At 67.2% G+C, this 23,458-nt stretch carries 19 protein-coding genes; 14 read left to right on the top strand and 5 right to left on the bottom strand.

Annotation, left to right across the window (positions count from 1 at the left end; all coding sequences use genetic code 11):
* Positions 1-80 precede the first annotated feature (80 nt).
* Entirely contained in the window at positions 81-1,442 is a 1,362-nt protein-coding gene (locus OH686_RS00885; RefSeq protein ID WP_289535768.1) for a substrate-binding domain-containing protein, read from the bottom strand.
* Between the two features lie 144 nt (positions 1,443-1,586).
* A complete protein-coding gene (gene xthA, locus OH686_RS00890; RefSeq protein ID WP_289535770.1) occupies positions 1,587-2,399 on the bottom strand; it encodes an exodeoxyribonuclease III in 813 nt (270 codons plus the stop codon).
* A gap of 147 nt (positions 2,400-2,546) precedes the next feature.
* Between xthA and OH686_RS00895 the strand changes: the two genes are divergently transcribed.
* The 7 genes from OH686_RS00895 to OH686_RS00925 all read left to right on the top strand — a co-directional run bounded on the left by OH686_RS00895 (position 2,547) and on the right by OH686_RS00925 (position 13,099).
* On the top strand, positions 2,547-3,188 hold the full coding sequence (locus OH686_RS00895; RefSeq protein WP_137973237.1) for a GNAT family N-acetyltransferase: 642 nt from the start codon (positions 2,547-2,549) through the stop codon (positions 3,186-3,188).
* A 148-nt stretch (positions 3,189-3,336) separates the two neighbouring features.
* Positions 3,337-3,837, top strand: coding sequence for a thiol peroxidase (tpx, locus tag OH686_RS00900; protein ID WP_137973236.1), 501 nt, complete (start codon positions 3,337-3,339; stop codon positions 3,835-3,837).
* A 161-nt stretch (positions 3,838-3,998) separates the two neighbouring features.
* The gene (locus OH686_RS00905; protein WP_289535773.1) at positions 3,999-5,201 is read left to right on the top strand and encodes an MdtA/MuxA family multidrug efflux RND transporter periplasmic adaptor subunit; all 1,203 of its coding nucleotides are present in this window, start codon (positions 3,999-4,001) and stop codon (positions 5,199-5,201) included.
* Positions 5,198-8,296 carry an MdtB/MuxB family multidrug efflux RND transporter permease subunit gene (locus OH686_RS00910; protein ID WP_289535775.1) on the top strand — a complete coding sequence of 1,033 codons (3,099 nt, stop codon included), beginning with the start codon at positions 5,198-5,200 and terminating at the stop codon, positions 8,294-8,296. The genes OH686_RS00905 and OH686_RS00910 overlap by 4 nt, the downstream gene beginning before the upstream one ends.
* Positions 8,293-11,400, top strand: a complete 3,108-nt coding sequence (locus OH686_RS00915; RefSeq protein WP_289535776.1) for an efflux RND transporter permease subunit — start codon at positions 8,293-8,295, stop codon at positions 11,398-11,400. The genes OH686_RS00910 and OH686_RS00915 overlap by 4 nt, the downstream gene beginning before the upstream one ends.
* Positions 11,397-12,845: an efflux transporter outer membrane subunit gene (locus OH686_RS00920; RefSeq protein ID WP_289535777.1), complete on the top strand. Its 1,449-nt coding sequence runs from the start codon at positions 11,397-11,399 to the stop codon at positions 12,843-12,845. The genes OH686_RS00915 and OH686_RS00920 overlap by 4 nt, the downstream gene beginning before the upstream one ends.
* 11 nt (positions 12,846-12,856) lie before the next feature.
* Positions 12,857-13,099, top strand: a complete 243-nt coding sequence (locus OH686_RS00925) for a hypothetical protein (protein WP_289535778.1) — start codon at positions 12,857-12,859, stop codon at positions 13,097-13,099.
* Between the two features lie 19 nt (positions 13,100-13,118).
* Here OH686_RS00925 and OH686_RS00930 read toward each other — a convergent pair whose 3' ends face one another.
* The 3 genes from OH686_RS00930 to OH686_RS00940 form a co-directional block, all read right to left on the bottom strand.
* Positions 13,119-13,568 (bottom strand): nuclear transport factor 2 family protein, encoded by a 450-nt coding sequence (locus OH686_RS00930; RefSeq protein ID WP_289535779.1) that lies wholly within the window; start codon positions 13,566-13,568, stop codon positions 13,119-13,121.
* Between the two features lie 90 nt (positions 13,569-13,658).
* Positions 13,659-14,318: a glutathione S-transferase family protein gene (locus OH686_RS00935; RefSeq protein ID WP_289535780.1), complete on the bottom strand. Its 660-nt coding sequence runs from the start codon at positions 14,316-14,318 to the stop codon at positions 13,659-13,661.
* 50 nt (positions 14,319-14,368) lie between these two features.
* Entirely contained in the window at positions 14,369-15,271 is a 903-nt protein-coding gene (locus OH686_RS00940; protein WP_289535781.1) for a LysR substrate-binding domain-containing protein, read from the bottom strand.
* Positions 15,272-15,401: 130 nt separating this feature from the next.
* Here OH686_RS00940 and OH686_RS00945 point away from each other — a divergent pair, with 130 nt between their 5' ends.
* From OH686_RS00945 to OH686_RS00975, 7 genes are all read left to right on the top strand, one after another.
* Positions 15,402-15,836 carry a PACE efflux transporter gene (locus OH686_RS00945; RefSeq protein WP_289535782.1) on the top strand — a complete coding sequence of 145 codons (435 nt, stop codon included), beginning with the start codon at positions 15,402-15,404 and terminating at the stop codon, positions 15,834-15,836.
* 134 nt (positions 15,837-15,970) lie between these two features.
* Positions 15,971-16,447, top strand: coding sequence for a chemotaxis protein CheW (locus OH686_RS00950; RefSeq protein ID WP_289535783.1), 477 nt, complete (start codon positions 15,971-15,973; stop codon positions 16,445-16,447).
* The gene (locus OH686_RS00955; RefSeq protein ID WP_289535784.1) at positions 16,434-17,921 is read left to right on the top strand and encodes a CheR family methyltransferase; all 1,488 of its coding nucleotides are present in this window, start codon (positions 16,434-16,436) and stop codon (positions 17,919-17,921) included. Before OH686_RS00950 ends, OH686_RS00955 begins: the two co-directional genes overlap by 14 nt.
* A complete protein-coding gene (locus OH686_RS00960) occupies positions 17,918-18,526 on the top strand; it encodes a chemotaxis protein CheW (protein ID WP_289535785.1) in 609 nt (202 codons plus the stop codon). The genes OH686_RS00955 and OH686_RS00960 overlap by 4 nt, the downstream gene beginning before the upstream one ends.
* 20 nt (positions 18,527-18,546) lie before the next feature.
* Positions 18,547-20,175, top strand: a complete 1,629-nt coding sequence (locus OH686_RS00965; RefSeq protein ID WP_289535786.1) for a methyl-accepting chemotaxis protein — start codon at positions 18,547-18,549, stop codon at positions 20,173-20,175.
* Positions 20,176-20,182: 7 nt separating this feature from the next.
* Positions 20,183-22,381, top strand: coding sequence for a hybrid sensor histidine kinase/response regulator (locus OH686_RS00970; protein ID WP_289535787.1), 2,199 nt, complete (start codon positions 20,183-20,185; stop codon positions 22,379-22,381).
* 12 nt (positions 22,382-22,393) lie between these two features.
* Positions 22,394-23,458, top strand: coding sequence for a chemotaxis protein CheB (locus tag OH686_RS00975; protein WP_289535788.1), 1,065 nt, complete (start codon positions 22,394-22,396; stop codon positions 23,456-23,458).

The raw sequence follows: 23,458 nt of genomic DNA on the forward strand, positions 1-23,458 counted from the left end.
CCCGTAGGGAAGGTGAGGGCGCTCTGCCTGTCAGTCCCTCACCCCAGCCCTCTCCCAATGGGAGAGGGGGAATGCGTTGCTCAATATACCCACACCTCAACGCGGCGGTTCTTCAGGCGCCCGTCTTCAGCGCTGTTGGCCGCCACCGGCATCTGCTCGCCGAGGCCGGTGATCTCACGGAAGATCACGCCGCCCTTGGACAGGTCACGGCGCACCGCCATGGCGCGCAGCTTGGACAGCAGGGCGGCGCGCTGCGGATCGCTCTTGGCATCGCCGAAGCCGACCAGTACCACCTTCTGGCGCAGCTTGTCGTTGGCCTTGAGGTAGTCCAGCAGCCGGTCGATGTCGCGTTGCGCCTTGTTGTCCAGCTCGGCGCTGCCTTCCTGGAAGCGGAAGTTGACCGACAGGCGCTGGGCCTCGTCGGCCAGCTTGCGGTAGTCCGCCGGCATCTGCGCAGAGGCTTCGACCTTGACCGCCTGCACGGTCTGCGGAATGAAGCCGGTCTTGGCCACGATGGCTTGTCCCGCCGGGCTATGGGCGAACTGCACCAGCGACTGCACCCACTCGTTGGTTGTACCCGGCGGGTTGTACAGAAACAGCCGGCGCGACAGCGGGTAATCCTCGGTGGCGATCAGCGTGGCGCTCGGCAGCATCGGCTGCGACTGGCCGTCGGCTATCGCCAGCGGTTTGCTCTGGCGCACGTAGGGCAGGCCGATGAAACCGATGCCGCCGGGGTCCTGGCTGACGCCGTCGGACAGCTGGTCGCTGGACTCGAAGCGCTTGGCGCTGCCCAGGCTCTTGCCGTGGGCGGCCAGGACCAGCTCCTTGAAGGTATCGAAGGTGCCCGACTTGTCGTCGCGGGCGTACAGCTGGATTGCCCCGGGGTTGCCGCCCAGCGCGCTCCAGTCCTTGATCTCGCCGGCGAACACGGCGGCAAGCTGTTCGGTGGTCAGCGCGCCGACCGGGTTGCCCGGATGGACGATGATGGCCAGGCCATCGATGGCGATCACTTGCTCGGCGCTGGCACCGCGCATATCGCCAAGGGGCTGCAGGGTCGTGGCCTCGGCATCCTTGATCGGCCGCGAGGAGGCGGCCAGGTCGGCGCTGCCGTCCTGCAGGGCGACGAAGCCGGTGCCCGAGCCGTGGGCGGCCACGTTCACCTGCAGGGTGCGGCCCAGCTTGTCCTCGGCCAGCACGCGCTGCTCGTTCTCCGCGCCTTTCTCGATACGCACATTGGCAAAGCCCTGGCTTTCGTACAGCCCGCTGACCAGTGCCGGGCCGAGCTTGGCGCCGATGGTGTTGGAGCCCTGGATGCGTATCAGGGTGGTGCCGTCGGCGGCGAAGACCGACCAGGGCAGGGCGTAGCAGATGAAGCCGAGGAACAGCCATGCGTAGACATGGCCGAGGTTGTGCCGATCACTGACTGGCAGGGCGCGCGACATGTAGCAGACACCTTCTAGGAGGCTGGGAAAGTGCGCGCAGAATAAGTCGGTTAAGTTGCAGTCAGGTTACAGTGCGCCGCTCTGGCATGCGGGCTGGGCATAAAAAAGGCCACCTTGCTGGTGGCCTGGTTCGGGCGCGACAGATCAGCTCAGTTCCAGCCAGATCGGCGCGTGGTCCGAGGGCTTCTCCATGCCGCGCAGGTCGTAGTCGATGCCGCCGTCCTTGAAGCGCGCCTGCAGGGCCGCGGTGGCCAGGATCACGTCGATGCGCAGGCCGCGCTTGGGTTCGTCCTCGAAGCCGCGGCTGCGGTAGTCGAACCAGCTGAAGCGGTCATTCACCGCCGGGTTGAGGTGACGGAAGCTGTCCGTCAGGCCCCAGCCCTTGAGGGTGGCCAGCCACTCGCGCTCTTCCGGCAGGAAGCTGCACTTGCCGGTCTTCAGCCAGCGCAGGCGATTGGGCTCGCCGATGCCGATGTCGATGTCTTCCGGGGAGATATTGATGTCGCCCATCACCACCAGCGCCTGGGCCGGGTCGAAGCGTTCCACCAGCAGTTGCTGCAGGTCGGCATAGAAGCGCTGCTTGGCCGGGAATTTCACCGGATGGTCGCGGCTCTCGCCCTGGGGGAAGTAGCCGTTCATCACCGTGACCGGGTTGCCGTGCCGGTCGGCGAAGGTGCCGTAGATGAAGCGTCGCTGGGATTCCTCGCCATCGTTGGGGAAGCCCTTGTGCAGTTCCAGCGGTGCCTGGCGCGAGAGCAGGGCGACGCCGTAGTGGCCCTTCTGCCCGTGGTAGTGCACGTGGTAGCCGAGCTGGCGGATTTCCGCTTCGGGGAACTGGTCGTCGGAGACCTTGGTTTCCTGCAGGCCGATCACGTCCGGCTGGTGTTTCTCGATCAGCGCCTGCAACTGGTGCGGGCGGGCGCGCAGGCCGTTGATATTGAAGGAAACGATCTTCATGGAGGGCTACCGACAGGGAAAACCGCGATGCTAGCCCAGCTCCCGCGCGGCGGCCAGCGTCTGGCGAGGGTGGGGCGGCGGTGCTACCTTGGCTGGCGACCCGTCGGATGCATAACAACAAGAAACTCCCAACAAGAGGTCAGCCCGATGCCCCACCGTACCGCCGAAGTCCGCCTGCTCGATCATGGCTACAGCCGTGAGGCCCGCTCGCTGCTGTACCACGCCTACCGCCACGATCCGACCTTCGCCTACCTGTTCGAGAGCGAGCGCCCTGGCTTCGACCAGCGCGTGCGGGCCACCGTGCGCGAGCTGGTACAGCAGCATTTCGCCGAGGATCTGCCGGCCATCGGCCTGCTGATCGAGGAACGCCTGGTGGGCATCGCGCTGATCGCCCCGCCGATCCGCCGGCTGGGCATCACCGAAAGCTGGGGCTGGCGTCTACGCATGCTGATGACCACCGGCTTCCGCTGCACCAAGCGCTATCTGGAATACCACGATGCCGTGCTCGCCTGCCTGCCGCCGGGGCCGTACCACGTGCTGCCGCTGCTCGGCGTGCACCCTCAGTTCCAGGGCCAGAAGCTCGGCGAACAACTGCTCGCCGCGCTGCATGAATGGTGCGCCGAGGATGCCGGCTCGCAAGGCGTGGTGCTGGACACCGGCAACCCCCACTACCTGGAGTTCTACAAGCGCCAGGGTTACGAAGAAATCGGCGAAGTGGCGGTCGGACCGATCCGCGAACATGTATTCTTCCACCCCAATCCGCAGCCCGCGCAGCAGGCAAGCGCCTGACGGTCTGCTGCGCGTCGGCCAGGCGTCGTTGGAAAAGGGCCTCGGGTGCTCATTTACTATCAGTAAACTCCGCGCCCTCGGCCCTTTCCCGTCTAGCCTGGCTCTAGCTCGCTAGACCGTATGTAACTCAACCAAAGAAGGACTCGCAATGGCTCAAGTAACCCTCAAGGGCACCCCGATTCAGGTCGACGGCCAGCTGCCGCAAGCCGGTCAGCAGGCCCCGGCATTCAAGCTGGTGGCCAAGGACCTGTCCGATGTCAGCCTCGCCAGCCTGGCCGGCAAGCGCAAGGTACTGAACATCTTCCCGAGCGTGGACACCCCGACCTGCGCCACCTCGGTACGCAAGTTCAACGCCGAGGCCAGCAAACTGGCCAACACCGTGGTGCTGTGCATCTCCGCCGATCTGCCGTTCGCCCAGGCGCGTTTCTGCGGTGCCGAAGGCCTGGAGAACGTGATCAATCTGTCCACCATGCGTGGCGCCGAGTTCCTCAAGGACTACGGCGTGGCCATCGCCAACGGCCCGCTGGCCGGCGTCTCCGCCCGCGCCGTGGTGGTGCTGGATGAGCATGACAAGGTGCTGCACAGCGAGCTGGTCGGCGAGATCGCTGATGAGCCGAACTACGCGGCCGCCATCGCCGCACTGAAGTAATTTGCGCGTATCACACAACGGCCTGCCATCTGCAGGCCGTTGTCGTTTCTAAATTTCCAACTTCTTGTTACGTCTAAGAAGGGTAAAAAGGCGGTAAAGACCCTTTGCCTGGCTGCTGGGAGTACTTATCGTTCACCCTCCCCAGGATAGTGATCTCGCAAATGCCCGAATCCCGTCGTTTTCCCAGACTCTCTCGCCCCTGGCTGATCGCCCTGACCGTACTGCTCGGCGCCGTGCTGGTGTGGTGGCTGCTGCCCGGCAAGCCGGAACAGAAGACGGAGGGCAACAGCCCTTGGGAAGGCCCGGTGCCGGTGCGCCTGACCGAGGTCGGCAGTGGCGACTTCCATATCGAACTCAAGGCCCTGGGCACCGTCACGGCGCTGAACACCGTCAACGTGCGCTCGCGGGTGGACGGCGAGCTGGTCAAGGTGTTCTTCGAGGAGGGCCAGCTGGTCAAGGCCGGCGACCTGCTGGCGCAGATCGACCCGCGCCCGTATCAGGTGGCGCTGCAGCAGGCCGAGGGCACCCTGGCGCAGAACCAGGCGCAGCTGAAGAACGCCGAGATCGACCTGGCGCGCTACCAGGGTCTGTACGCCGAGGACAGCATCGCCAAGCAGACCCTGGACACCCAGCAGGCGCTGGTCGGCCAGTACAGGGGCACGGTGAAGAGCAACCAGGCCGCCGTTGCCGATGCCCGTCTCAACCTCGACTTCACCCGTATCCGCGCGCCCATCTCTGGCCGCCTCGGCCTGCGCCAGGTGGACCTCGGCAACCTGGTGCGTAGCAGCGACACCACGCCGCTGGTGGTGATCACCCAGGTCGAGCCGATCGCCGTCAACTTCACCCTGCCGGAGAAGGACCTGCCGCCGGTGCTGGCCAAGGTGCGCGCCAACCAGAAGCTGCTGGTGCAGGCCTGGGATCGTGGCGAGCAGCAGTTGCTAGCCGAAGGTGAACTGCACAGCCTGGACAACCAGATCGACGTGGCCACCGGCACCGTCAAGCTCAAGGGCCGCTTCAGCAACGCCGGCGAGCTGCTGTTCCCCAACCAGTTCGTCAACGTGCGCCTGCGCGTGGAAACGCGCCAGCAAGCCACGCTGATCCCATCCGCCGCTGTGCAGTTCGGCGCCCGAGGCACTTTCGTCTTCGTCCTCGGCGTCGATGACAAGGTGCAGCTGCGCGACATCAAGGTCGCTGCCAGCGATGGCGCCACCAGCCTGATCGACTCGGGCGTCAAGGTCGGCGAGCGTCTGGTACTGGAAGGCACCGACAAGCTCAAGGAAGGCAGCCAGGTGCAGGTGATCGGCAACGAGCCGGGCGCCCTGGCCCAACCGCAGGGCCAGGCCTCACAGAAGCAGGGCGCATGAACGCCTCGCGCCTGTTCATCCTGCGGCCGGTCGCCACCACGCTGTTGATGGTGGCGATCTTCCTCACCGGCCTGATCGCCTACCGCCTGTTGCCGGTTTCCGCGCTGCCGGAAGTCGACTACCCGACCATTCGCGTGCTCACCCTCTACCCGGGTGCCAGCCCGCAGGTGATGACCAGTTCGGTGACCGCGCCGCTGGAGCGCCAGTTCGGCCAGATGCCGGGCCTGAAGCAGATGTCCTCGACCAGTTCGGGCGGTGCCTCGGTGATCACCCTGCGCTTCAGCCTGGAGGTGAATCTGGACGTGGCCGAGCAGGAAGTGCAGGCGGCCATCAACGCCGCCACCAACCTGCTACCCGACGACCTGCCGGCGCCGCCGGTGTACAACAAGGTCAACCCGGCGGACACCCCGGTGCTGACCCTGGCTATTCGCTCCAACACCTTGCCGCTGACCCAGGTGCACGACCTGATCGACACGCGCATGGCGCAGAAGATCGCCCAGATCAGCGGCGTCGGCCTGGTCAGCCTGGCCGGCGGCCAGCGTCCGGCCGTGCGCATCAAGGTCGATCCCGAGGCGCTGGCCAGCCATGGCCTCAACCTGGCCGACGTGCGTGAGCTGATCGCCGCGCAGAACGTCAACCAGCCCAAGGGCAACTTCGACGGCCCGACCCGCGTGTCGCAGCTGGACGCCAACGACCAGCTCAAGTCTGCCGCCGAATACCAGGACCTGATCCTCAAGTACGACAACGGCGCGGCCCTGCGTCTGCGCGACGTGGCCAGCGTGGTCGATGGCGCCGAGAACGAGCGCCTGGCTGCCTGGGCCGACCGCAACGAGACGGTACTGCTGACCATCCAGCGCCAGCCCGGCGCCAATGTCATCGAGGTGGTCGACCGCATCCAGCGTCTGCTGCCGCAGATCACCGCGGCGCTGCCGGCCAGCCTGGAGGTGCAGGTGCTCACCGACCGCACCCAGACCATCCGCGCGGCGGTCAAGGACGTGCAGTTCGAGCTGGTGCTGGCCATCGCCCTGGTGGTGCTGGTGACCTTCCTGTTCCTGCGCAAGGTCTCCGCCACCATCATCCCGTCCATCGCCGTGCCGCTGTCGCTGATCGGCACCTTCGGCGTGATGTACCTGGCCGGTTTCTCGGTCAACAACCTGACGCTAATGGCCCTGACCATCGCCACCGGTTTCGTGGTGGACGACGCCATCGTCATGCTGGAGAACATCGCCCGCCACCTGGAGGAGGGCGAGACGCCGTTCAACGCCGCGCTCAAGGGCGCCAGGCAGATCGGCTTCACCCTGATCTCGCTGACCTTCTCGCTGATCGCGGTGCTGATTCCGTTGCTGTTTATGGCGGACGTCGTGGGGCGACTGTTCCGCGAGTTCGCCATCACCCTGGCGGTGGCCATCCTGATTTCCCTGGTGGTGTCGCTGACCCTGACGCCGATGATGTGCGCGCGCCTGCTCAAGGCCGAGAAGGAAGAGGAGCAGGGGCGCTTCTACAAGCGTGCCGGCGCCTTTATCGACGGTCTGATCGAGCGCTACGCGGTGGGCCTGACCTGGACCCTGCGTCACCAGAGCCTGACCCTGCTGGTGGCCATCGGCACCCTGGCGCTCACCGTGCTGCTGTACCTGGCGGTGCCCAAGGGCTTCTTCCCGGTGCAGGACACCGGGGTGATCCAGGGTATTTCCGATGCGCCGCAGTCGATCTCCTTCAAGGCCATGAGCGAGCGCCAGCAGCGCCTGGCCGGCGTGATACTGCAGGACCCGGACGTCTCCAGCCTGTCGTCCTACATCGGCGTGGATGGCGACAACCCGACCCTGAACAGCGGCCGCCTGCTGATCAACCTCAAGCCGCACCGCGAGCGCGACGCAACCGCCAGCGAAGTGATCGAGCGCCTGCGCCCCGAGCTGACCAAGGTGCCGGGCATCGCCCTGTACCTGCAGCCGGTGCAGGACCTGACCATCGAGGATCGGGTCAGCCGCACCCAGTTCCAGTTCAGCCTGGAGTCGCCGGACGGCAAGCTGCTAGAGGAGTGGACGCCCAGGCTGATCAGCGCCCTGAGCGAGCAGCCGGAGCTGCGCGACATCGCCAGTGACCTGCAGAACCAGGGCCTGCAGGTGTTCCTCAATATCGACCGCGACGCCGCCTCGCGCCTGGGCGTGACTGTCGGCAACATCGACGACGCGCTGTACGACGCCTTCGGTCAGCGGCAGATTTCCACCATCTTCACCCAGGCAAGTCAGTACCGCGTGGTGCTGGAGAGCATGGGCGCTGGCGAGATGGGCCCGCAGGCGCTGCAGCGCATCCATGTGGCCACCGCCAGTGGCGGCCAGGTGCCGCTGGCCTCGCTGGCACGGGTTGAAGAGCGCCCGGCCAGCCTGCTGGTCAACCATATCGGCCAGTTCCCGGCGGTCACCGTGTCCTTCAACCTGGCGCCGGGCGTGTCGCTGGGCGAGGCGGTGCAGGTGATCGAACGGGTCGAGCAGGAGATCGGCCTGCCGGCCGGCATCCAGACCCAGTTCCAGGGCGCCTCCGAGGCCTTCCGCGCCTCGCTGTCGAGCACTCTGCTGCTGATCCTGGCGGCCATCGTCACCATGTACATCGTGCTCGGCGTGCTCTACGAGAGCTATATCCACCCGATCACCATCCTCTCGACGCTGCCCTCGGCCGGTGTCGGCGCGCTGTTGGCGCTGCTGCTGACCGGCAACGACCTGGGCCTGATCGCCATCATCGGCATCATCCTGCTGATCGGCATCGTCAAGAAGAACGCGATCATGATGATCGACTTCGCCCTGGAGGCCGAACGGCACCAGGGCATGGCGCCTGCGGACGCCATCTACCAGGCCGCGCTGCTGCGTTTCCGCCCGATCCTGATGACCACCCTGGCCGCGCTGTTCGGCGCAGTGCCGCTGATGCTGGCCTCGGGCTCCGGCGCCGAGCTGCGCCAGCCGCTGGGCCTGGTGATGGTCGGCGGCCTGCTGCTGAGTCAGGTGCTCACGCTATTCACCACGCCGGTGATCTACCTGGCCTTCGACCGCCTGTCGCGGCGCCTGCTGGGCCGTAGCGCCTCGGGAGTGGCGCTGGCGCCATGAACCTCTCGGCGCCCTTCATTCGCCGGCCGGTAGCGACGCTGCTGCTGAGCCTGGCGATCATCCTCGCCGGGCTGGTCAGCTTTCGCCTGCTGTCGGTGGCGCCGCTGCCGAACATGGATTTCCCGGCCATCGTGGTCAAGGCCAGCCTGCCCGGCGCCAGCCCGCAGACCATGGCCTCCAGTGTGGCCACGCCGCTGGAGCGTGCACTGGGCAGCATCGCCGGCATCAGCGAGATGACCAGCCGCAGCAGTCAGGGCAACACGCAGATCGTCATTCTGTTCAAGATCGGCCGCAACGTGGACGCCGCCGCCCGCGAGGTGCAGGCGGCCATCAACGCCGCGCGCAATCTGCTGCCCAGCGGCATGCGCAGCATGCCGACCTATAAGAAGTTCAACCCGTCCCAGGCGCCGATCATGGTGCTGTCGCTGACCTCGCCGCAGCTGGACAAGAGCCAGCTGTACGACATGGCCTCCACCGTGATCGCGCAGAAGCTGGCGCAGGTCCAGGGCGTGGGCGAGATCCAGATCGGCGGCAGCTCGCTGCCGGCCGTGCGCCTGCAGCTGGAGCCGCGCCTGCTCGATCAGTACGGCGTGGCCCTGGACGAGGTGCGCACGGCCATCGCCCAGGCCAACCGCGACCGACCCAAGGGCGACCTGGCCGACGCCGACCGCCACTGGCAGATCCAGGCCAACGACCAGCTGCACAAGGCCGCCGATTACCAGGACCTGATCATTCGCTACCAGAACCATGCGCCGGTACGCCTGAGCGATGTGGCCAAGGTCGGCGACTCGGTGGAGAACCGCTACAGCGCCGGCTTCTATAACGAGGAGAAGGCCGTGCTGCTGGTGGTCAACCGCCAGCCGGGGGCCAACATCATCCAGACCATCGAGGACATCCGCGCCGAACTGCCGGCCCTGGAGGCGGTGATGCCGGCCAGCGCCAAGCTGGAAGTGGCGATGGACCGCTCACCGGTGATCCGCGCCAGCCTGCACGAGGCCGAGCGCACCCTGCTGATCGCCGTGGCGCTGGTGATCATGGTGGTATTCCTGTTCCTCGGCCGCTGGCGCGCCTCGCTGATCCCGGCGCTGGCGGTGCCGGTGTCGCTGGTCGGCACCTTCGCGGTGATGTACCTGCTGGACTTCTCGCTGAACAACCTGTCGCTGATGGCGCTGATCATCTGCACCGGCCTGGTGGTGGACGACGCCATCGTCGTGCTGGAGAACATCTCGCGGCATATCGAGGCCGGCGAGAAGCCCATGGCCGCCGCGTTCAAGGGCTCGGAGGAGGTGGGTTTCACCCTGCTGTCGATGAACCTGTCGCTGGTGGCGGTGTTCCTCTCCATCCTGTTCATGGGCGGCATCGTCGGCAGCCTGTTCGGCGAGTTCGCCGTGACCCTGACGGCGGCCATCCTCATTTCCCTGGCCGTGTCGCTGACCCTCACGCCGATGCTCTGCGCCCGCTGGCTCAAGGCCGAGGAAGAGGAACACGAGCCGAGCCGACTGCAGCAGTTTGGCGCGCGGGTGCAGGAGCGCGTGCTGGCCTTCTACGGACGCAGCCTGGAGTGGGCGCTGGCGCATTCGCGGCTGACCCTGTTCAGCCTGCTGCTGACCATCGCCGGCAACTTCTACCTGTTCGCCACGGTGCCGAAGAACCTCATGCCGGAACAGGACACCGGCCAGCTGATCGGCTTCGTGCGCGGCGACGACGGCCTGTCGTTTCAGGTCATGCAGCCGAAGATGGACGCCTTCCGTGACGGCCTGCTCAAAGACCCGGCGATCCACAGCGTGGCCGGCTTCATCGGCGGCGAGAGCGGCATTAACAATGCCTTCCTGGTGGTGCGCCTGAAGCCCATCGCCGAGCGCGACATCTCGGCCCGCGAGGTGATGGACCGCCTGCGCGACGAGCTGCCCAAGGTGCCCGGCGCACGGCTGATGCTGATGTCCGACCAGGACCTGCAGTTCGGCGGCCGCCAGGGGCGCAGCTCGGAGAACGAGTATGTGTTGCTGGCCAGCGAACTCGACCTGCTCAAAGAGTGGACACCCAAGGTGCGCGATGCGTTGGCCGCGCTGCCGGAGCTGACCGACATCGACGCCAACGAGGGCGAGGGCGCCCAGCAGATCAACCTGGTGGTGGACCGCGCCACGGCCCAGCGCCTGGGCGTGGACATGGCGATGATCACCAGCGTGCTGAACAACGCCTTCAGCCAGCGGCAGATCTCCACCATCTACGAGACGCTCAACCAGTACAGCGTGGTGATGGAGATCGATCCCAAGTACGCCCAGTACCCGGAGGCGCTGGACCAGATCCAGGTGATCGGCGCCGATGGCCAGCGCGTGCCGCTGTCCGGCTTCGCCCGCTGGGAGCGCAGCCTGGAGGAGGATCGGGTCAACCACCAGGGCCAGTTCGCCGCCGAGAGCATCGGCTACTCGCTGGCCCCGGAGGTCACCCAGGACCAGGCCAACGCGGCGATACGCCGGGCGGTGGCCGAGCTCAACCTGCCCACCGAGGTGCAGGGCATGCTCGGCGGCACCGGCGGTCAGTTCGAGAAGGAGGCCCAGGGCCAGCCGGTGATGCTGCTGATCGCCCTGCTGGTGGTGTACATCGTCCTCGGCATCCTCTACGAGAGCTATATCCACCCGCTGACCATCCTCTCCACGCTGCCCTCGGCCGGCGTCGGCGCGCTGGCGGCGATCCTGCTCACCGGCGGCGAGTTCAGCATGGTCTCGCTGCTCGGCCTGTTCTTGCTGATCGGCGTGGTGAAGAAGAACGCCATCCTGATGATCGACCTGGCCCTGGAGCTGGAACGCAACGAACGCCTGAGCCCGCAGGAGTCGATCCGCCGCGCCTGCCTGCTGCGCTTTAGGCCGATCATGATGACCACCCTGGCCGCCATGCTCGGCGCACTGCCGCTGCTGCTGGGCCAGGCCGAAGGCGCCGAGATGCGCCAGCCGCTGGGCCTGGCCATCGTCGGCGGGCTGATCCTCAGCCAGTTGCTCACCCTCTACACCACCCCGGTGGTCTACCTGTACCTCGACCGTCTGCGCCATCGGGTCAACCGCTGGCGTGGTATGCGCACTGACGCCGCCCTGGAAACTCCGCTATGAAGTCATTGCCCCGCATTTCCTTCCTGTTCGCTGCCCTGGCCCTGGCCGGCTGCGCCGTCGGCCCGGATTATCTGCGCCCGGATAGCGCGCCGTCGGCCGAGTTCAAGCAGGCCGCCGGCTGGAAGTCCGCCGCACCGGCCGATACCGAGCTGCGGGGCGACTGGTGGAAGCTGTACGGCGATGCCGAGCTGGATGGCCTGATCGAGCGCCTCAATGCCAATAACCAGAACCTCGCCAGCGCCGAGGCCCAGTACCGCCAGGCCCAGGCCCTGGTGCGCGGCGCGCGTGCCGGCTTCTTCCCGACCGTCGGACTCAACACCGGCGTGACCCGTGCCGGCCAGGGTGGCGGCGACAGCACCATCGGCACCACCGGTGGCATCAGCGTCAGCGGCGGCGGTCAGTCGCAGGTATCCAAGAGCTACGAAGCCAGCCTCGGCGTGAGCTGGGAGCTGGACCTGTGGGGCAAGCTGCGCCGCCAGCTGGAGTCGGAAAACGCCGGGCTCGACGCCAGCGCGGCCGACCTGGCCGCCGTACGTCTCAGCCAGCAGTCCGAACTGGTGCAGAACTACCTGCAACTGCGGGTGCTGGACCAGCAGCAGCGTCTGCTGAACGAGACCGTCGCCGCCTACAAGCAGGCCTTCCGCATCGCCGAGAACCAGTACAAGGCCGGCATCGTGCCGAAGTCCGACGTGACCCAGGCGCTGACCCAGCTCAAGGGCACCGAGGCCGAGGCGGTGGACCTGGAGTACCAGCGCGCCCAGCTGGAGCACGCGATTGCCGTGCTGGTGGGGGTGGCACCGTCCGAGTTCGAGCTGGCGGTGCGCGATGACGTACCGGCACTGCCCAGCGTGCCGGTCAGCCTGCCATCGACCCTGCTGGAGCGCCGCCCGGACGTGGCCGCTGCCGAGCGCCGGGTGATGGCCGCCAACGCCGAGATCGGCGTGGCCGAGGCCGCCTACTATCCGGAGCTGAGCCTGTCCGCTTCCGGAGGTTACCGCAGCGGGGGCCTGGACAACTGGATCAGCTCGCCCAACCGCTTCTGGTCCATCGGTCCGGCCTTCGCCCTCAATCTGTTCGATGGTGGCCTGATCCGCTCTCGCGTCGAGCAGGCCGAGGCCAGCTACGACCAGACCGTGGCCGACTACCGGCAGACGGTGCTGGGCAGCTTCCGCGAAGTGGAGGATTACCTGGTGCAGTTGGCCGTACTGGAGCGCGAGGCGGTGGTGCAGCAGGAGGCGCTGGACGCCGCCCGCGAATCGCTGCGGCTGATGCTCAACCAGTACCGCGCCGGTACCGTGGAGTTCACAGACGTGGTCAGCGTGCAGACCACCGCGCTGTCCAACGAACGTACCCGCCTGACCCTGCAGGGCAGTCGCCTGACCGCCAGCGTGCAACTGATCGCGGCCCTGGGTGGTGGCTGGCAGGGGCTGCCGGCGGAAGAGTAGTTGGCGGACAGATGAATTATCTGACCGGTGAGGCCATTACTCGGGGTGACCGTGTCGCCCTGGAACATGGGCGGACTATCGGTACGGTCGAGGCCGTCATAGAAACGCAGGCGCAGATGGCCGAATGGGGAGTAAACGCAGCCGGGGTGATGGTGGCCGCAGCACCATTCGGGTTGGTGTTCTGGCCACTGCGCGAGTGCCTTGATCCGCTGGTTCTGCTTTCACGAGAACCAATCAGTGGGAGCGAGCACTAGAGGCACCACCGGCATCAGTTCAAGGCTGGATGGTCGCCTCGATACGCACGATCTTCGGCTCGCCGTCGATCAGGCGCAGGCTGGCGGTTTCCTGCATGCCGGTGCTCATCTCGTGGCCCTGCATGCTCAGGGTTTCCTTGGTGGTGTCCTTGACCGTGGCGCTCTGGCCGTCGTCCGCGATCTCGATCGACTCGATGTCCACTTCCATGCTGTAGCTGTCCAGGCCGGACCAGCCCTGCTTGAGCAGCTGGCGGTACTTGTCCGCGTCGAGCTCGATGCTGCCCTTGGCGGCGGTGATGTGGATGCGCACGTCGTCGCTCATGTGCGCCAGGGTGGCGTCGATATCGCGCTTCGAAGCGTCGGCCGCTATCTGGGCGTACAGGTTGCGGATGCTGTTTTCGGTCAGCGCCGGATCGGCGTGGACCAGCGGGGCGAACAGGCACAGCAGGGACAGCGCGAGCTTTTTCATCGACCTTCCTTGTAAAGCACGGATACGGATGGCCGATGCTAGCGGCATCGCGCCGGCAAAAGGAACCCCGCCGTCGTGCGAGGTGTGGATTCAGTCCCGGTCCGGCGCGCCGAGCGGGAAGAACGCCCGATACGGCCGCGCCTCATCCACCGCCCGGGCGAAGGACGGCCGCTGCAGCAGGCGCTGGAGATAGGCGCGCACGGTCGGGAAGGCCTCGCCGATCGGCTGGGTCCAGTCGGCATAGAACAGGAAGGGCGCCGCCGCGCAGTCGGCCAGGCTGAAGGCCTCGCCGGCGGCCCAGGTGCGCCCCTGCAGACGCTGCTCCAGCCAGGCGTAGGCGGTGTCCAGCATGCGCCGCGCCTCGATCACACCGTAGCCGTCGCGCTCCTCCGGCGCGCGCAGGGCATCGAACACGCACTTCTGCTGCGGGGTGGAGACGTAGTTGTCGAACACCCGGTCCATGAAACGTACCTCCAGTGCCTGCTGCGGATCGTCCGGAAGCAGCCGCACCGGCCCGGGATGGTTGAGCTGCAGGTGCTCGATGATGATGCTCGACTCCACCACCATCCGCCCGTCGTCGACCAGCAGCGGGAAGCGGCGCATGGGCCACAGCTCGGCCAGCCGCTGCATGTGCTGCGGCTGCTCCGGCGCCAGCAGGCGGTATTCGAAGGGAATGGCGTTTTCGTAGAGGGCGATCAGTACCTTCTGGCAGTAGGAGGAGAAGGGGTGGGCGTAGAGTTCCAGGGCCATGCGGTGGGTCTCCGTCGAGGTGGTTTGCTCCTGGTCGAACGGCGAGCGCCTCAATCGACAGGCCGCTGGCTTTCCTGCGCCGTTTCTTCCGCCAGCCAGTTGAGCAGCGCCTTGATCGCCGGCTGGCGCTCGCGGCCCGGTACGCACAGCGCCAGGTAGCGCGCGCCGGGCAGGCTGATGTCGGCACGATAGGGTTGTAGCAGGCCGCTGGCCAGGCTGTCGGAGACCAGCACCGAGCTGGCCAGCACCAGGCCCTGGCCGGCGATGGCGGCCTGCAGGGCGTAGTGCTCGTCCGGATAGTCGCGGCGCATGGCTTCGACGATCCAGGGTGCGTTGGCCTCGGCGGCCCAGGTCTCCCAGGCCGGCAGACCGGATAGTGGCGCCTCCCAGCCCACGCCGATCAGCTCCGGCCGCTGCGCCGGCAGGCGCTCCAGCAGCTGCGGCGCGGCATAGGCGGCGAAACGCTCCTCCATCAGTGGTTGCTGGAACAGCTGCGGGTACTCGCCCAGACCACAGCGGATGGCCAGGTCGATGCTGGCGTCGCGTTGCAGGTCGACCAGCTCGTTGCTGGTTTCGATGCGTACGCGGATGCCCGGGTGGCGCCGGTAGAAGCGGCCGAGGCGAGGGATCAGCCAGAGCGCGGCAAAGGCTGGCATGGTGCTCAGGCTCAGGCTGTGCTCGCCGGCCTGCGGGCGCAATGCCTCCAGGCTGCGGTCGATCTCCAGCAGGGCGCCATGCAGACTGCGGCGCAGCCGTTCGCCACCTTCGGTGAGGCGCACGCCACGGCCCAGGCGTTCGAACAACAGGGTGCCGAGCCACTGCTCCAGGCCACGGATCTGGTGCGACACGGCGGTGGGCGTGACATTCAGCTCCAGCGCCGCGGCGCGGAAGCTGGCCAGGCGCGCGGCGGATTCGAAGGTGCGCAGGGCGGTGAGAGGCAGGCGGGCGAACATGGGCGGCTCATCAACAGGTGAGTTGGATTCATCCTGGCGAACTATAGGTCATTTGTTCGCAGGTCTGATCACTCATAGATTCAGCGACACCAAAGGGCCACTGGTGGCGCTGATAAGGGTGAGGTGAACTATGCAAGGCGCGAAACGCAAAGTGGTCCAGGCGCTGCTCTACGAGCTGGTCGGCGCGCTGTTCGTGTCGCCGGTGATCGCCTTCGCGTTTGACGAGAGCATGGTCTATTCCGGCACCCTGGCCTTGCTGCTGTCGCTGGTGGCGCTGAGCTGGAACATGCTGTTCAACAGCCTGTTCGAGTACTGGGAGGCGCGCCAGGCACGCCGCACCCGCACCCTGGGGCGGCGCCTGTTGCACTCTCTGGGCTTCGAGGGTGGCCTGGCGCTGATGCTGGTACCGCTGATGGCCTGGTGGCTGGACATCTCCTGGCTGCAGGCCTTGGTGGCCGATCTGGGGCTGCTGCTGTTTTTCTTCTTCTATGCCTTCGCGTTCCAGTGGGCCTTCGATCTGCTGTTCGGTGTGCCTACATCTGCCATGGAGGTCTGTCAGGGCTGATCTCTCGCCGCTGCGCTTGCGGGAACGCCAGATGCCAAGGGGTTGGCACTAGTTGACCGGATGGACCGGTTCGCTGGACGTGCCGCCGTGCTGGGCTAGGGTAATGGAGACAGCTAGCGGCACTGGACGCCTCTATGGACAGATTTACTGTGTTGCCTTTCCGGCTAGCGGGGCAGCATCTGGCGGTTCCTCTGGAAAACGTGATCCGGGTGATCCCGGCGTTGCAGTGCACCCCGCTGCCGGGTGCACCGCAGACCGTTCTCGGCCTGGCCAATGTGCGCGGGCAGATTGTCCCGGTGGTGGATCTGGCACGGCGCTTCGCCTGGCCGGCGGCGCCGCTCGCGTTGTGGCAGCCGTTCCTCTGGTTGCGCAGCCGCACTCGCGAGCTGCTGGTACCGGTCGATGGCGTGGAGACGGCGGCCCAGTGCTCCGCCACGGATGTGGTCGATTCGGCGCAACCCCGGGTACCCAGCGAGATGGTGCGCGGCGTATTGCGTACCGAGGAGGGCATGCTGCTGATCCAGGACGTCGAGCAGCTGCTGACCGACGCCGACGAGCTTGAGCTGCAGCGCGCCCTGGATGTCAGCGGAGCGAACCATGCGCCAGGCTGAGCCGATCTGTTCGCCGCGGCTGCTGGAGGTGCTGGCGAGCAAGGTGCACCAGCACCTGGGCATGGACTTCGGCGGGCCACGTCGGGCCGAGCTGCTGCGGCGCCTACGCCAGCTGGCCGTGGAGCAGCAGCATGACCCGGCGACCTGGCTGGAGAGCCTGGCCTTCGCCGAGTGGGACGATGCGCAGATCCAGGCCCTGATTTCCGCCTTCAGCGTCGGCGAAACCTACTTCCGCCGTGATGCCGAGGCCCTCGACTGGCTGGCCCGGCACCATCTGGCGCCACTGCTGCAGCGCCGGCGCGCCGCCGGCCAGCGCTACCTGAGGGTGTGGAGCGCGGCCTGTTGCACCGGCGAGGAGGCCTACAGCCTGCTGTTCCTGCTCGACGGGTTGTTGGGCGCCGAGGCAGCCAGCTGGACGCTGGAACTGCTGGCCAGCGACATCAACGCAGGTTTCCTCGCCCGCGCCGAACAGGGGCTCTACGGGCAGAACGCCTTTCGGCGCAACGAGGAGGCGTTTCGCACCCGCTATTTCCAGGCCGACGAGCGCAGCTGGCGGGTACGCCCCGAATGGCGCGGGCGCATCCACTTCCTGCGCCACAACCTGGCCGACAAGGCGTTGCCCAACCCCAGCCGCGGATTGGCCGGGGTCGACCTGATCCTCTGTCGCAACGTGCTGATGTACTTCTCCACCGAACATGCCACGGCCGCGCTGCGCCGGCTGCTGGCCTGCCTCAGCGACGACGGCATCCTGGTGCTCAGCGCGGTGGAAGCGGGCCTCGCCACCCAGGCCGGCCTCAACGGCTTCTGGGCCGGCAGCAACTACGCCCTGGCCGCGGGCGCGGCCTTGCGGGCCTCGCCGCCACCGACAGTGAAGACACTGCCGACGCCGCCCCCGGTGACGCAATTCAAGTTCGTGCCGCCGGCGCTTCCCGAGCCCATTGCCAGCGCGCCGGCGCAGGTCGAGCCCGACGCCCTGTGGCGCGACGCCGAGGCCGCATTGGCGCAGGGCCGCACGGAACGGGCGCGGGAGCTGCTGGATAGCTACCTGGCTCAACCCGGGCTGGTTTCGGCCAGGCGCTACGACGCCTGCCTGCTGATGGCGCGCAGCTGGGCCGACCAGCAGCGCAGCGGCGAGGCGCGGGAGTGGCTGCAGCGCGCCCTCGATCAGGACTCTGCCGCGCTGCCGGCCTACTGGCTGCAAGCGCTGCTGGCCCGCCAGGAGGGCGATGTTCTCGCGGCCCTGCAGGCGCTGCACAAGGCGCTCTATCTCGATCCGGACTGCAGCATGCTGCATTTCCAGCAGGGGCTGCTGCTGCGCGAGGCCGGCCGCCGTCAGCCGGGCGACAAGGCTTTGCGCGTCTGTCTGGGCCTGCTGCAGTCCGCTGCCGCCGATGCGCAGGTCCCGCTCGGCGATGGGCTCAGCGCCGGCCAGTTGCGCCGACTCTGCGAACAATTGCTGGAGGGCGCCGCATGAGCGAGCCAGGCAACGTCGAGGAGCGCTGGACGCAGCTGCGCGAGCGTCTCGCGGAGTTCGAGCAGCGCATCGACCAGGAATTCTCTGCCGACCCCGGCGAGCATCAGGAACGCCTGTCGCAGCGCACCCGTGAGTGGGCGCGCAGCGTCGAAGAGACACGGCCGGACAGCCTGATCGAGCTGCTCAGCTTCACCCTCGGCGAGGAGCTCTACGCCATCGAGACCGGCCATGTCGGCGCTGTGCTGCCGCTGCCGCACTTCACCCCGTTGCCCGGTACGCCGCCCTTCGTGCTGGGCATCGTCAACGTGCGCGGGCACATCGTCTCGGTGCTGGACCTGCGGGTGTTCTTCGAACTGCCGATCGAGGGTCTCTCCGACAAGAACTACCTGCTGGTGCTGCGCAATCAGGACATGGAATTCGGCCTGCTGGCCGATCGCATCCGCGGTATCGAGCAGATCCCGCGCGACAGCTTGCAGGCGGGCCTGGCCAACCTGACCGGCATCCGCGCGAACTACCTGCTGGGGGTTACCGCGGAGCAGACCACGGTGCTGGATGGCGCTCGCCTGCTCGGCGACCCGAACCTACGCATCCACGCCGACGACTAAGGACCATGCAAGGAGGATTCATGCTGGCAAACCTGTTGAACCTGCGTATTGGTAGCAAGCTGATGCTGGCATTCGCCGCGCTGATCCTGGGTTTCGCATTGCTGCTGTTCACCACGCTGGAGCAATTCGTCGCCCTGCAGAAGAGCGAGGAGGAACAATTCGCCCGGCGTTATGCGCGGGTGACCGACGTCAAGGACCTGCTGATCAGCATCAACCTGCAGCGCGTGGAAATGCTCAGCACCCTGGGCGGCGATGCTCAGGTGCTGGAGGAAAGCATTCGCGCCGGCAGCGAGCTGAACGAACGCCGTCTGGAACGCCTGCAGTCCGCCGTAAAAGGCGACGAGGTCACCGTCGAGCTGCTCAAGCAGATGCAGAGCCTGCGCGCCGGCTATGTACGCAGCCGTGACAACGAGCTGCTGCCATTGCTGCAGGCCGGCAAGCTGGACGAAGTGCGGGCGCTGGTTGCCGGCCCGCAGCGGCAGCGGGTGGAGCGCCTGCATGACCTGGCCGAGCAGCTGGTGGCGCGCACCAACCAACGCATCACCGAGGGCACCATCCAGTCGCATCAGCAACTGGAGAAACTGCGCAGCGACATCTTACAGGCCGGCCTGGCCCTGGTGCTGGGCGGTGCGCTGCTGGCCTGGTTGCTCAGCCGACACATCGCCCAGCCGCTGGCGCGGCTGACCAACCTGGCCGAACAGATCGGCCGTGGCGAGATTCCCCGCGAGCTGCCGGGACATACGCGCCAGGACGAGGTCGGGCGCCTGGGCCAGGCCTTCGTCAACATGAGTCAGTACCTGCGCGAGCTGGTCCAGGAGCTCGACGAGAGCATCTCGGTGGTGGCCAGCGCCAGCGAGGAAATTATCGCGGTGACCACCCAGGTCGCGGCCAGCACCCAGGAAACCGCCACGGCGATCAGTGAGATCGCCACCACGGTGGAGGAGGTCAAGCAGACGGCGGTACTGGCCGGCAACAAGTCGCAGTCGGTCAGCGAGAGCACCGAGCGCACCCGGCAGGTGGTGCAGAGCGGCCGCCAGTCGGTGGATGAAACTCTGCGCGGCATGGGCCTGATCCGCGAGCAGATGCAGGCGGTGGCCGAGAGCATCATGCGCCTGGGCGAGCAGAGCCAGACCATTGGCGAGATAGTCGCCTCGGTCAACGACCTGGCCGAGCAGTCCAACCTGCTGGGCGTCAATGCCTCGATCGAGGCGGTAAAGGCCGGCGAGGCGGGTAAGGGCTTCTCGGTGGTGGCGCAGGAGGTGAAGACCCTGGCCGATCAGTCCAAGCAGGCGACCGCCCAGGTGCGCGGCATCCTCGGCGATATCCAGAAGGCCATGACCAAGGCGGTGATCCTCGCCGAGGAGGGCAGCAAGTCGGTGGAGGGCGGCTATCAGCGCGCCCAGGTCAGCGGCGAGGCGATTCGCACCCTGGGCAGCAGCGTGGAGGAGTCCAGCGATATCGCCCTGCAGATCGCTGCCACCAGCCAGCAGCAGATGATCGGCATGGACCAGATCGGCAGCGCCATGGAGAACATTCGCCAGGCCAGCCAGGACAACGTGGCCGGCGCGCGGCAGGTGGACATGGCCGCGCGCAACCTGCACCAGCTCGGCCTCAAGCTCAAGGGCCTGGCGGCCCGGTTCAAGCTGTGAGACGCCCGTGAGCTTCGATCGCGACGCACTTCGGCAGCGGCTGCAGGCAAGCTTCCGCGCCGAGGCTGCCGAGCGCCTGGCGATCCTCGCCGACACCCTGGCCAACTGGCGCGAGGGCGGCACCAGCGAGCAGGGCATCGAGTCGCTGTTTCGCGAGGTGCACAGCATCAAGGGCGCCTCGCGAGCCGCCGGGATCGGTGAGATCGAGCGCATCTGCCACGCCTGGGAGAGCCTGCTCGGTGCCGTGCGCCACGCCGATATCGAACTGACGCCGGAGCGGGTGGAGCTGTGCCGCCTGGCGCTCAAGCTGGTGCAGCGCCTGCACGCGGGCCAGGAGGTGGATGGCTACGAACTGGCGCAGATGATCGATAGCCTCAACGACAGCACCCTGGGCCAGGAGGTGGAGCTGCCGGTGGTGGAGGCGCCGATTGCCGAACTGCCGCAGGACCCGACCACCGTGCGCGTGGCCACCGAGCGCCTGGATGCGCTGCTGTTCCACAGCGAGGTGCTGCTGCAGCACAAGCTGGAGGCTCAGGCCCACGCGCGCAGCCTGCAGGAACATGCGCTGGCCTTCGAACCGCAGCGGACCAAACGCATGCTCGGCTCCGGCGCGCTCAAACAGCTGCGCGAGAACCTCGACGAGCTGCCGAGCAGCGCCCAGGACGGCCTCAAGAGCGTGCTCGACTATCTCGACTGGAGCCTGTCGCAGCTCGACCGCCTGCACTTCGGCGCCGCGCGCCTGGCCAAGTCCGGAACGCAGATGGCCCTGGGGCTGGCCCAGTTGTCCGAGTCGCTGATCGGCGAGATGCAGGGCGCGCTGCTGCTGTCCGGCAGCAGTCTGCTGGAGGGCGTGTCGGCCATGGTCCAGGACATCGCCAGCCAGGCCGGCAAGCGCGCGGAGCTGCAGGTGCGCGGCGAGAGCCTGCAGATCGACAAGCGCATCCTCGACGAGCTGCGCATCGTCCTCACCCACCTGCTGCGCAATGCCATCGACCACGGCCTGGAGACCCCGGAGCAGCGCACCAGCCAGGGCAAGAACCCGGTGGGCAAGCTGCTGGTGGAGCTGGTCCAGGAATCGGCGGACCGCTTCGAGCTGCGGGTCAGTGACGATGGCGCCGGCATCGATCCCGCCGGGCTGAAGGCCAAGGCGCTGGCCGCCGGCCTGCTCGGCGCAGAGCAGGCGCAGGCCCTTGGTGAGCGCGAGGCGCTGGGGCTGATCTTCCTCTCGGGGCTGTCCACCAGCGGCATGATCACCGATATCTCCGGCCGCGGCCTGGGCATGCCCATCGTTCAGGACACGGTGGAGCGCCTCGGCGGGCGCATCGAGCTGGACTCCACCCGTGGCAGCGGAACCTCTTTCCACCTGCATCTGCCGCTGAGCCTGTCGACCTTCCGCGCGGTGATCGTGCGTAACGCGGAGCGGGTGTTCGCAGTGCCGGCTTTGGCGGTGGAACGCTGCCTGCGCCTGCCGGCGAGTGCCATCCGCACCCTGGAGAATCGTCCGTCGGTGGCCTTCGAGGGCGAGGTGCTGCCGCTCTGGCCACTGGCCGACGTGCTCGGCCTGGCGCAGCCACCGATCATCGCCAGCGAGCTGACCCTGTTGCTGCTCAAGGTGCGCGGCGAGCGCTTCGTGCTGCTGGTGGAGGAGCTGCTGGGGGACCAGGAAATCATCGTCAAGAACCTCGGCCGCCAGTTGCAGCGGGTGCGCAACCTGATGGGCGCCACCGTGCTAGGCGATGGCCAGCTGGTGCCCATCCTGCATCCCGCCGATCTCTATCGCAGCGCGCTGGAGTCCCAGGACTCCAGCCTCAGCCAGCAGGCGCAGCCGCGCCGCAGCGAGGTGGTGAAACGCCTGCTGATCGCCGAGGACTCGTTTACTTCACGCGGCCTGCTCAAGGCCATTCTCGAGGCGGCGGGTTACCGGGTGACTACCGCCAACGACGGCCTGGAGGCCTGGAACGCACTCAAGCAGGGACAGTTCGACCTGCTGGTGTCCGATGTGGAGATGCCGCGGCTGGATGGTTTCACCCTGACCAGCCGCATTCGCGCCGACCGTACCCTGGCGGATCTGCCAGTGGTGCTGGTAACCGCCCTGCATTCCGCCGAGGACCGCGCCCGCGGTCTGGAGGCGGGGGCCAACGCCTATCTGGCCAAGAGCGGCTTCGAGCAGGACAACCTGCTCGAAGCGGTGCGCCGGCTTATCTGAGGGGGGAAGGGAATGCGTGTGCTGGTAGTGGACGATTCACCGGTGAGCCGCATGCTGTTGCGCGCCGTGCTCGAGGGGGAGGGCTACGATGTGCGCGAGGCCAGCACCGGTGGCGAGGCCTTGCAGGTGCTCACCGGGTTCACCCCGGACATCGTCACCATGGACGTGCACATGCCCGGCATGGATGGCTACGAGACTACCGAGCGCATCCTCGAGCACTACGCCTTGCCGGTGGTGATTCTGTCCGCCAGCGTCAACCACCAGGCCTCGGTCACGGCCATGCGCGCCCTCGAGGCCGGCGCCCTGGCGGTGCTGGAAAAGCCGTCGGGGCCGACCGCCAGCGACTTCGAGGAGCGTATCGATGAACTGCTGCGCACCCTGCGCAGCATGGTCCAGGTGAAGATCGTGCGGCGTAAGCGCCGTCCCAGCCAGATCAGCTCTGCCGATACCCCACCGCTGGTGGCGCAGACGGCGGCGTGCGCACCGCAGCTGGTGGCGATCTCCGCATCGGCGGGTGGCCCGATGGCGATCAAGGCTTTCCTGCAAGCCCTGGCTCCCTTGCAGCCCTGGCCACTGGTGCTGGTGCAGCACATCGCGCCGGGTTTCCTGCCGAGCTTCCGCGACTGGCTGGCGACGCTGACGCCGCTACCCATCGTAATCGCCGAGGCCGGCCAGCGCCTGACTCCGGGTGCTTTGCACCTGGCGCCGGACGGTCATCACCTGGGCTTCGCCGCCAACCGCAGCGTGATCCTCGACGACGCGCCGCCAGAAGAACACGTGCGTCCGGCCGCCAACTACCTGTTCCGCTCGGTCGCCCGCCACTTCGGCAAGCAGGCGATCGGCATCCAGATGTCCGGCATGGGCCGCGACGGCGCCCAGGGCCTGGCCGACATGTGCCAGGCCGGCGCCCTGACCCTGGTACAGGAGCCAAGCACGGCGGTGATCGACTCCATGCCCAAGGCCGCCATCGGCCTGCAGGCCGCCCGCCAGGTGCTGCCGCCGGAAGGCATTGCCGACCTGCTCAACGCGATTGCTACCCACATGGCCGCAGTAAACGGAAGTAACGGGAGGGAATGA

Origin of the sequence: Pseudomonas sp. SO81 (assembly GCF_030374125.1) — a bacterium.
Taxonomy (GTDB): domain Bacteria; phylum Pseudomonadota; class Gammaproteobacteria; order Pseudomonadales; family Pseudomonadaceae; genus Aquipseudomonas.

Bases quoted from the DNA above. Each gene is read 5' to 3' on its own strand.
- OH686_RS00885 (WP_289535768.1), bottom strand. From the start codon at position 1,442: ATGTCGCGCGCCCTGCCAGTCAGTGATCGGCACAACCTCGGCCATGTC.
- xthA (WP_289535770.1), bottom strand. From the start codon at position 2,399: ATGAAGATCGTTTCCTTCAATATCAACGGCCTGCGCGCCCGCCCGCAC.
- OH686_RS00895 (WP_137973237.1), top strand. From the start codon at position 2,547: ATGCCCCACCGTACCGCCGAAGTCCGCCTGCTCGATCATGGCTACAGC.
- tpx (WP_137973236.1), top strand. From the start codon at position 3,337: ATGGCTCAAGTAACCCTCAAGGGCACCCCGATTCAGGTCGACGGCCAG.
- OH686_RS00905 (WP_289535773.1), top strand. From the start codon at position 3,999: ATGCCCGAATCCCGTCGTTTTCCCAGACTCTCTCGCCCCTGGCTGATC.
- OH686_RS00910 (WP_289535775.1), top strand. From the start codon at position 5,198: ATGAACGCCTCGCGCCTGTTCATCCTGCGGCCGGTCGCCACCACGCTG.
- OH686_RS00915 (WP_289535776.1), top strand. From the start codon at position 8,293: ATGAACCTCTCGGCGCCCTTCATTCGCCGGCCGGTAGCGACGCTGCTG.
- OH686_RS00920 (WP_289535777.1), top strand. From the start codon at position 11,397: ATGAAGTCATTGCCCCGCATTTCCTTCCTGTTCGCTGCCCTGGCCCTG.
- OH686_RS00925 (WP_289535778.1), top strand. From the start codon at position 12,857: ATGAATTATCTGACCGGTGAGGCCATTACTCGGGGTGACCGTGTCGCC.
- OH686_RS00930 (WP_289535779.1), bottom strand. From the start codon at position 13,568: ATGAAAAAGCTCGCGCTGTCCCTGCTGTGCCTGTTCGCCCCGCTGGTC.
- OH686_RS00935 (WP_289535780.1), bottom strand. From the start codon at position 14,318: ATGGCCCTGGAACTCTACGCCCACCCCTTCTCCTCCTACTGCCAGAAG.
- OH686_RS00940 (WP_289535781.1), bottom strand. From the start codon at position 15,271: ATGTTCGCCCGCCTGCCTCTCACCGCCCTGCGCACCTTCGAATCCGCC.
- OH686_RS00945 (WP_289535782.1), top strand. From the start codon at position 15,402: ATGCAAGGCGCGAAACGCAAAGTGGTCCAGGCGCTGCTCTACGAGCTG.
- OH686_RS00950 (WP_289535783.1), top strand. From the start codon at position 15,971: ATGGACAGATTTACTGTGTTGCCTTTCCGGCTAGCGGGGCAGCATCTG.
- OH686_RS00955 (WP_289535784.1), top strand. From the start codon at position 16,434: ATGCGCCAGGCTGAGCCGATCTGTTCGCCGCGGCTGCTGGAGGTGCTG.
- OH686_RS00960 (WP_289535785.1), top strand. From the start codon at position 17,918: ATGAGCGAGCCAGGCAACGTCGAGGAGCGCTGGACGCAGCTGCGCGAG.
- OH686_RS00965 (WP_289535786.1), top strand. From the start codon at position 18,547: ATGCTGGCAAACCTGTTGAACCTGCGTATTGGTAGCAAGCTGATGCTG.
- OH686_RS00975 (WP_289535788.1), top strand. From the start codon at position 22,394: ATGCGTGTGCTGGTAGTGGACGATTCACCGGTGAGCCGCATGCTGTTG.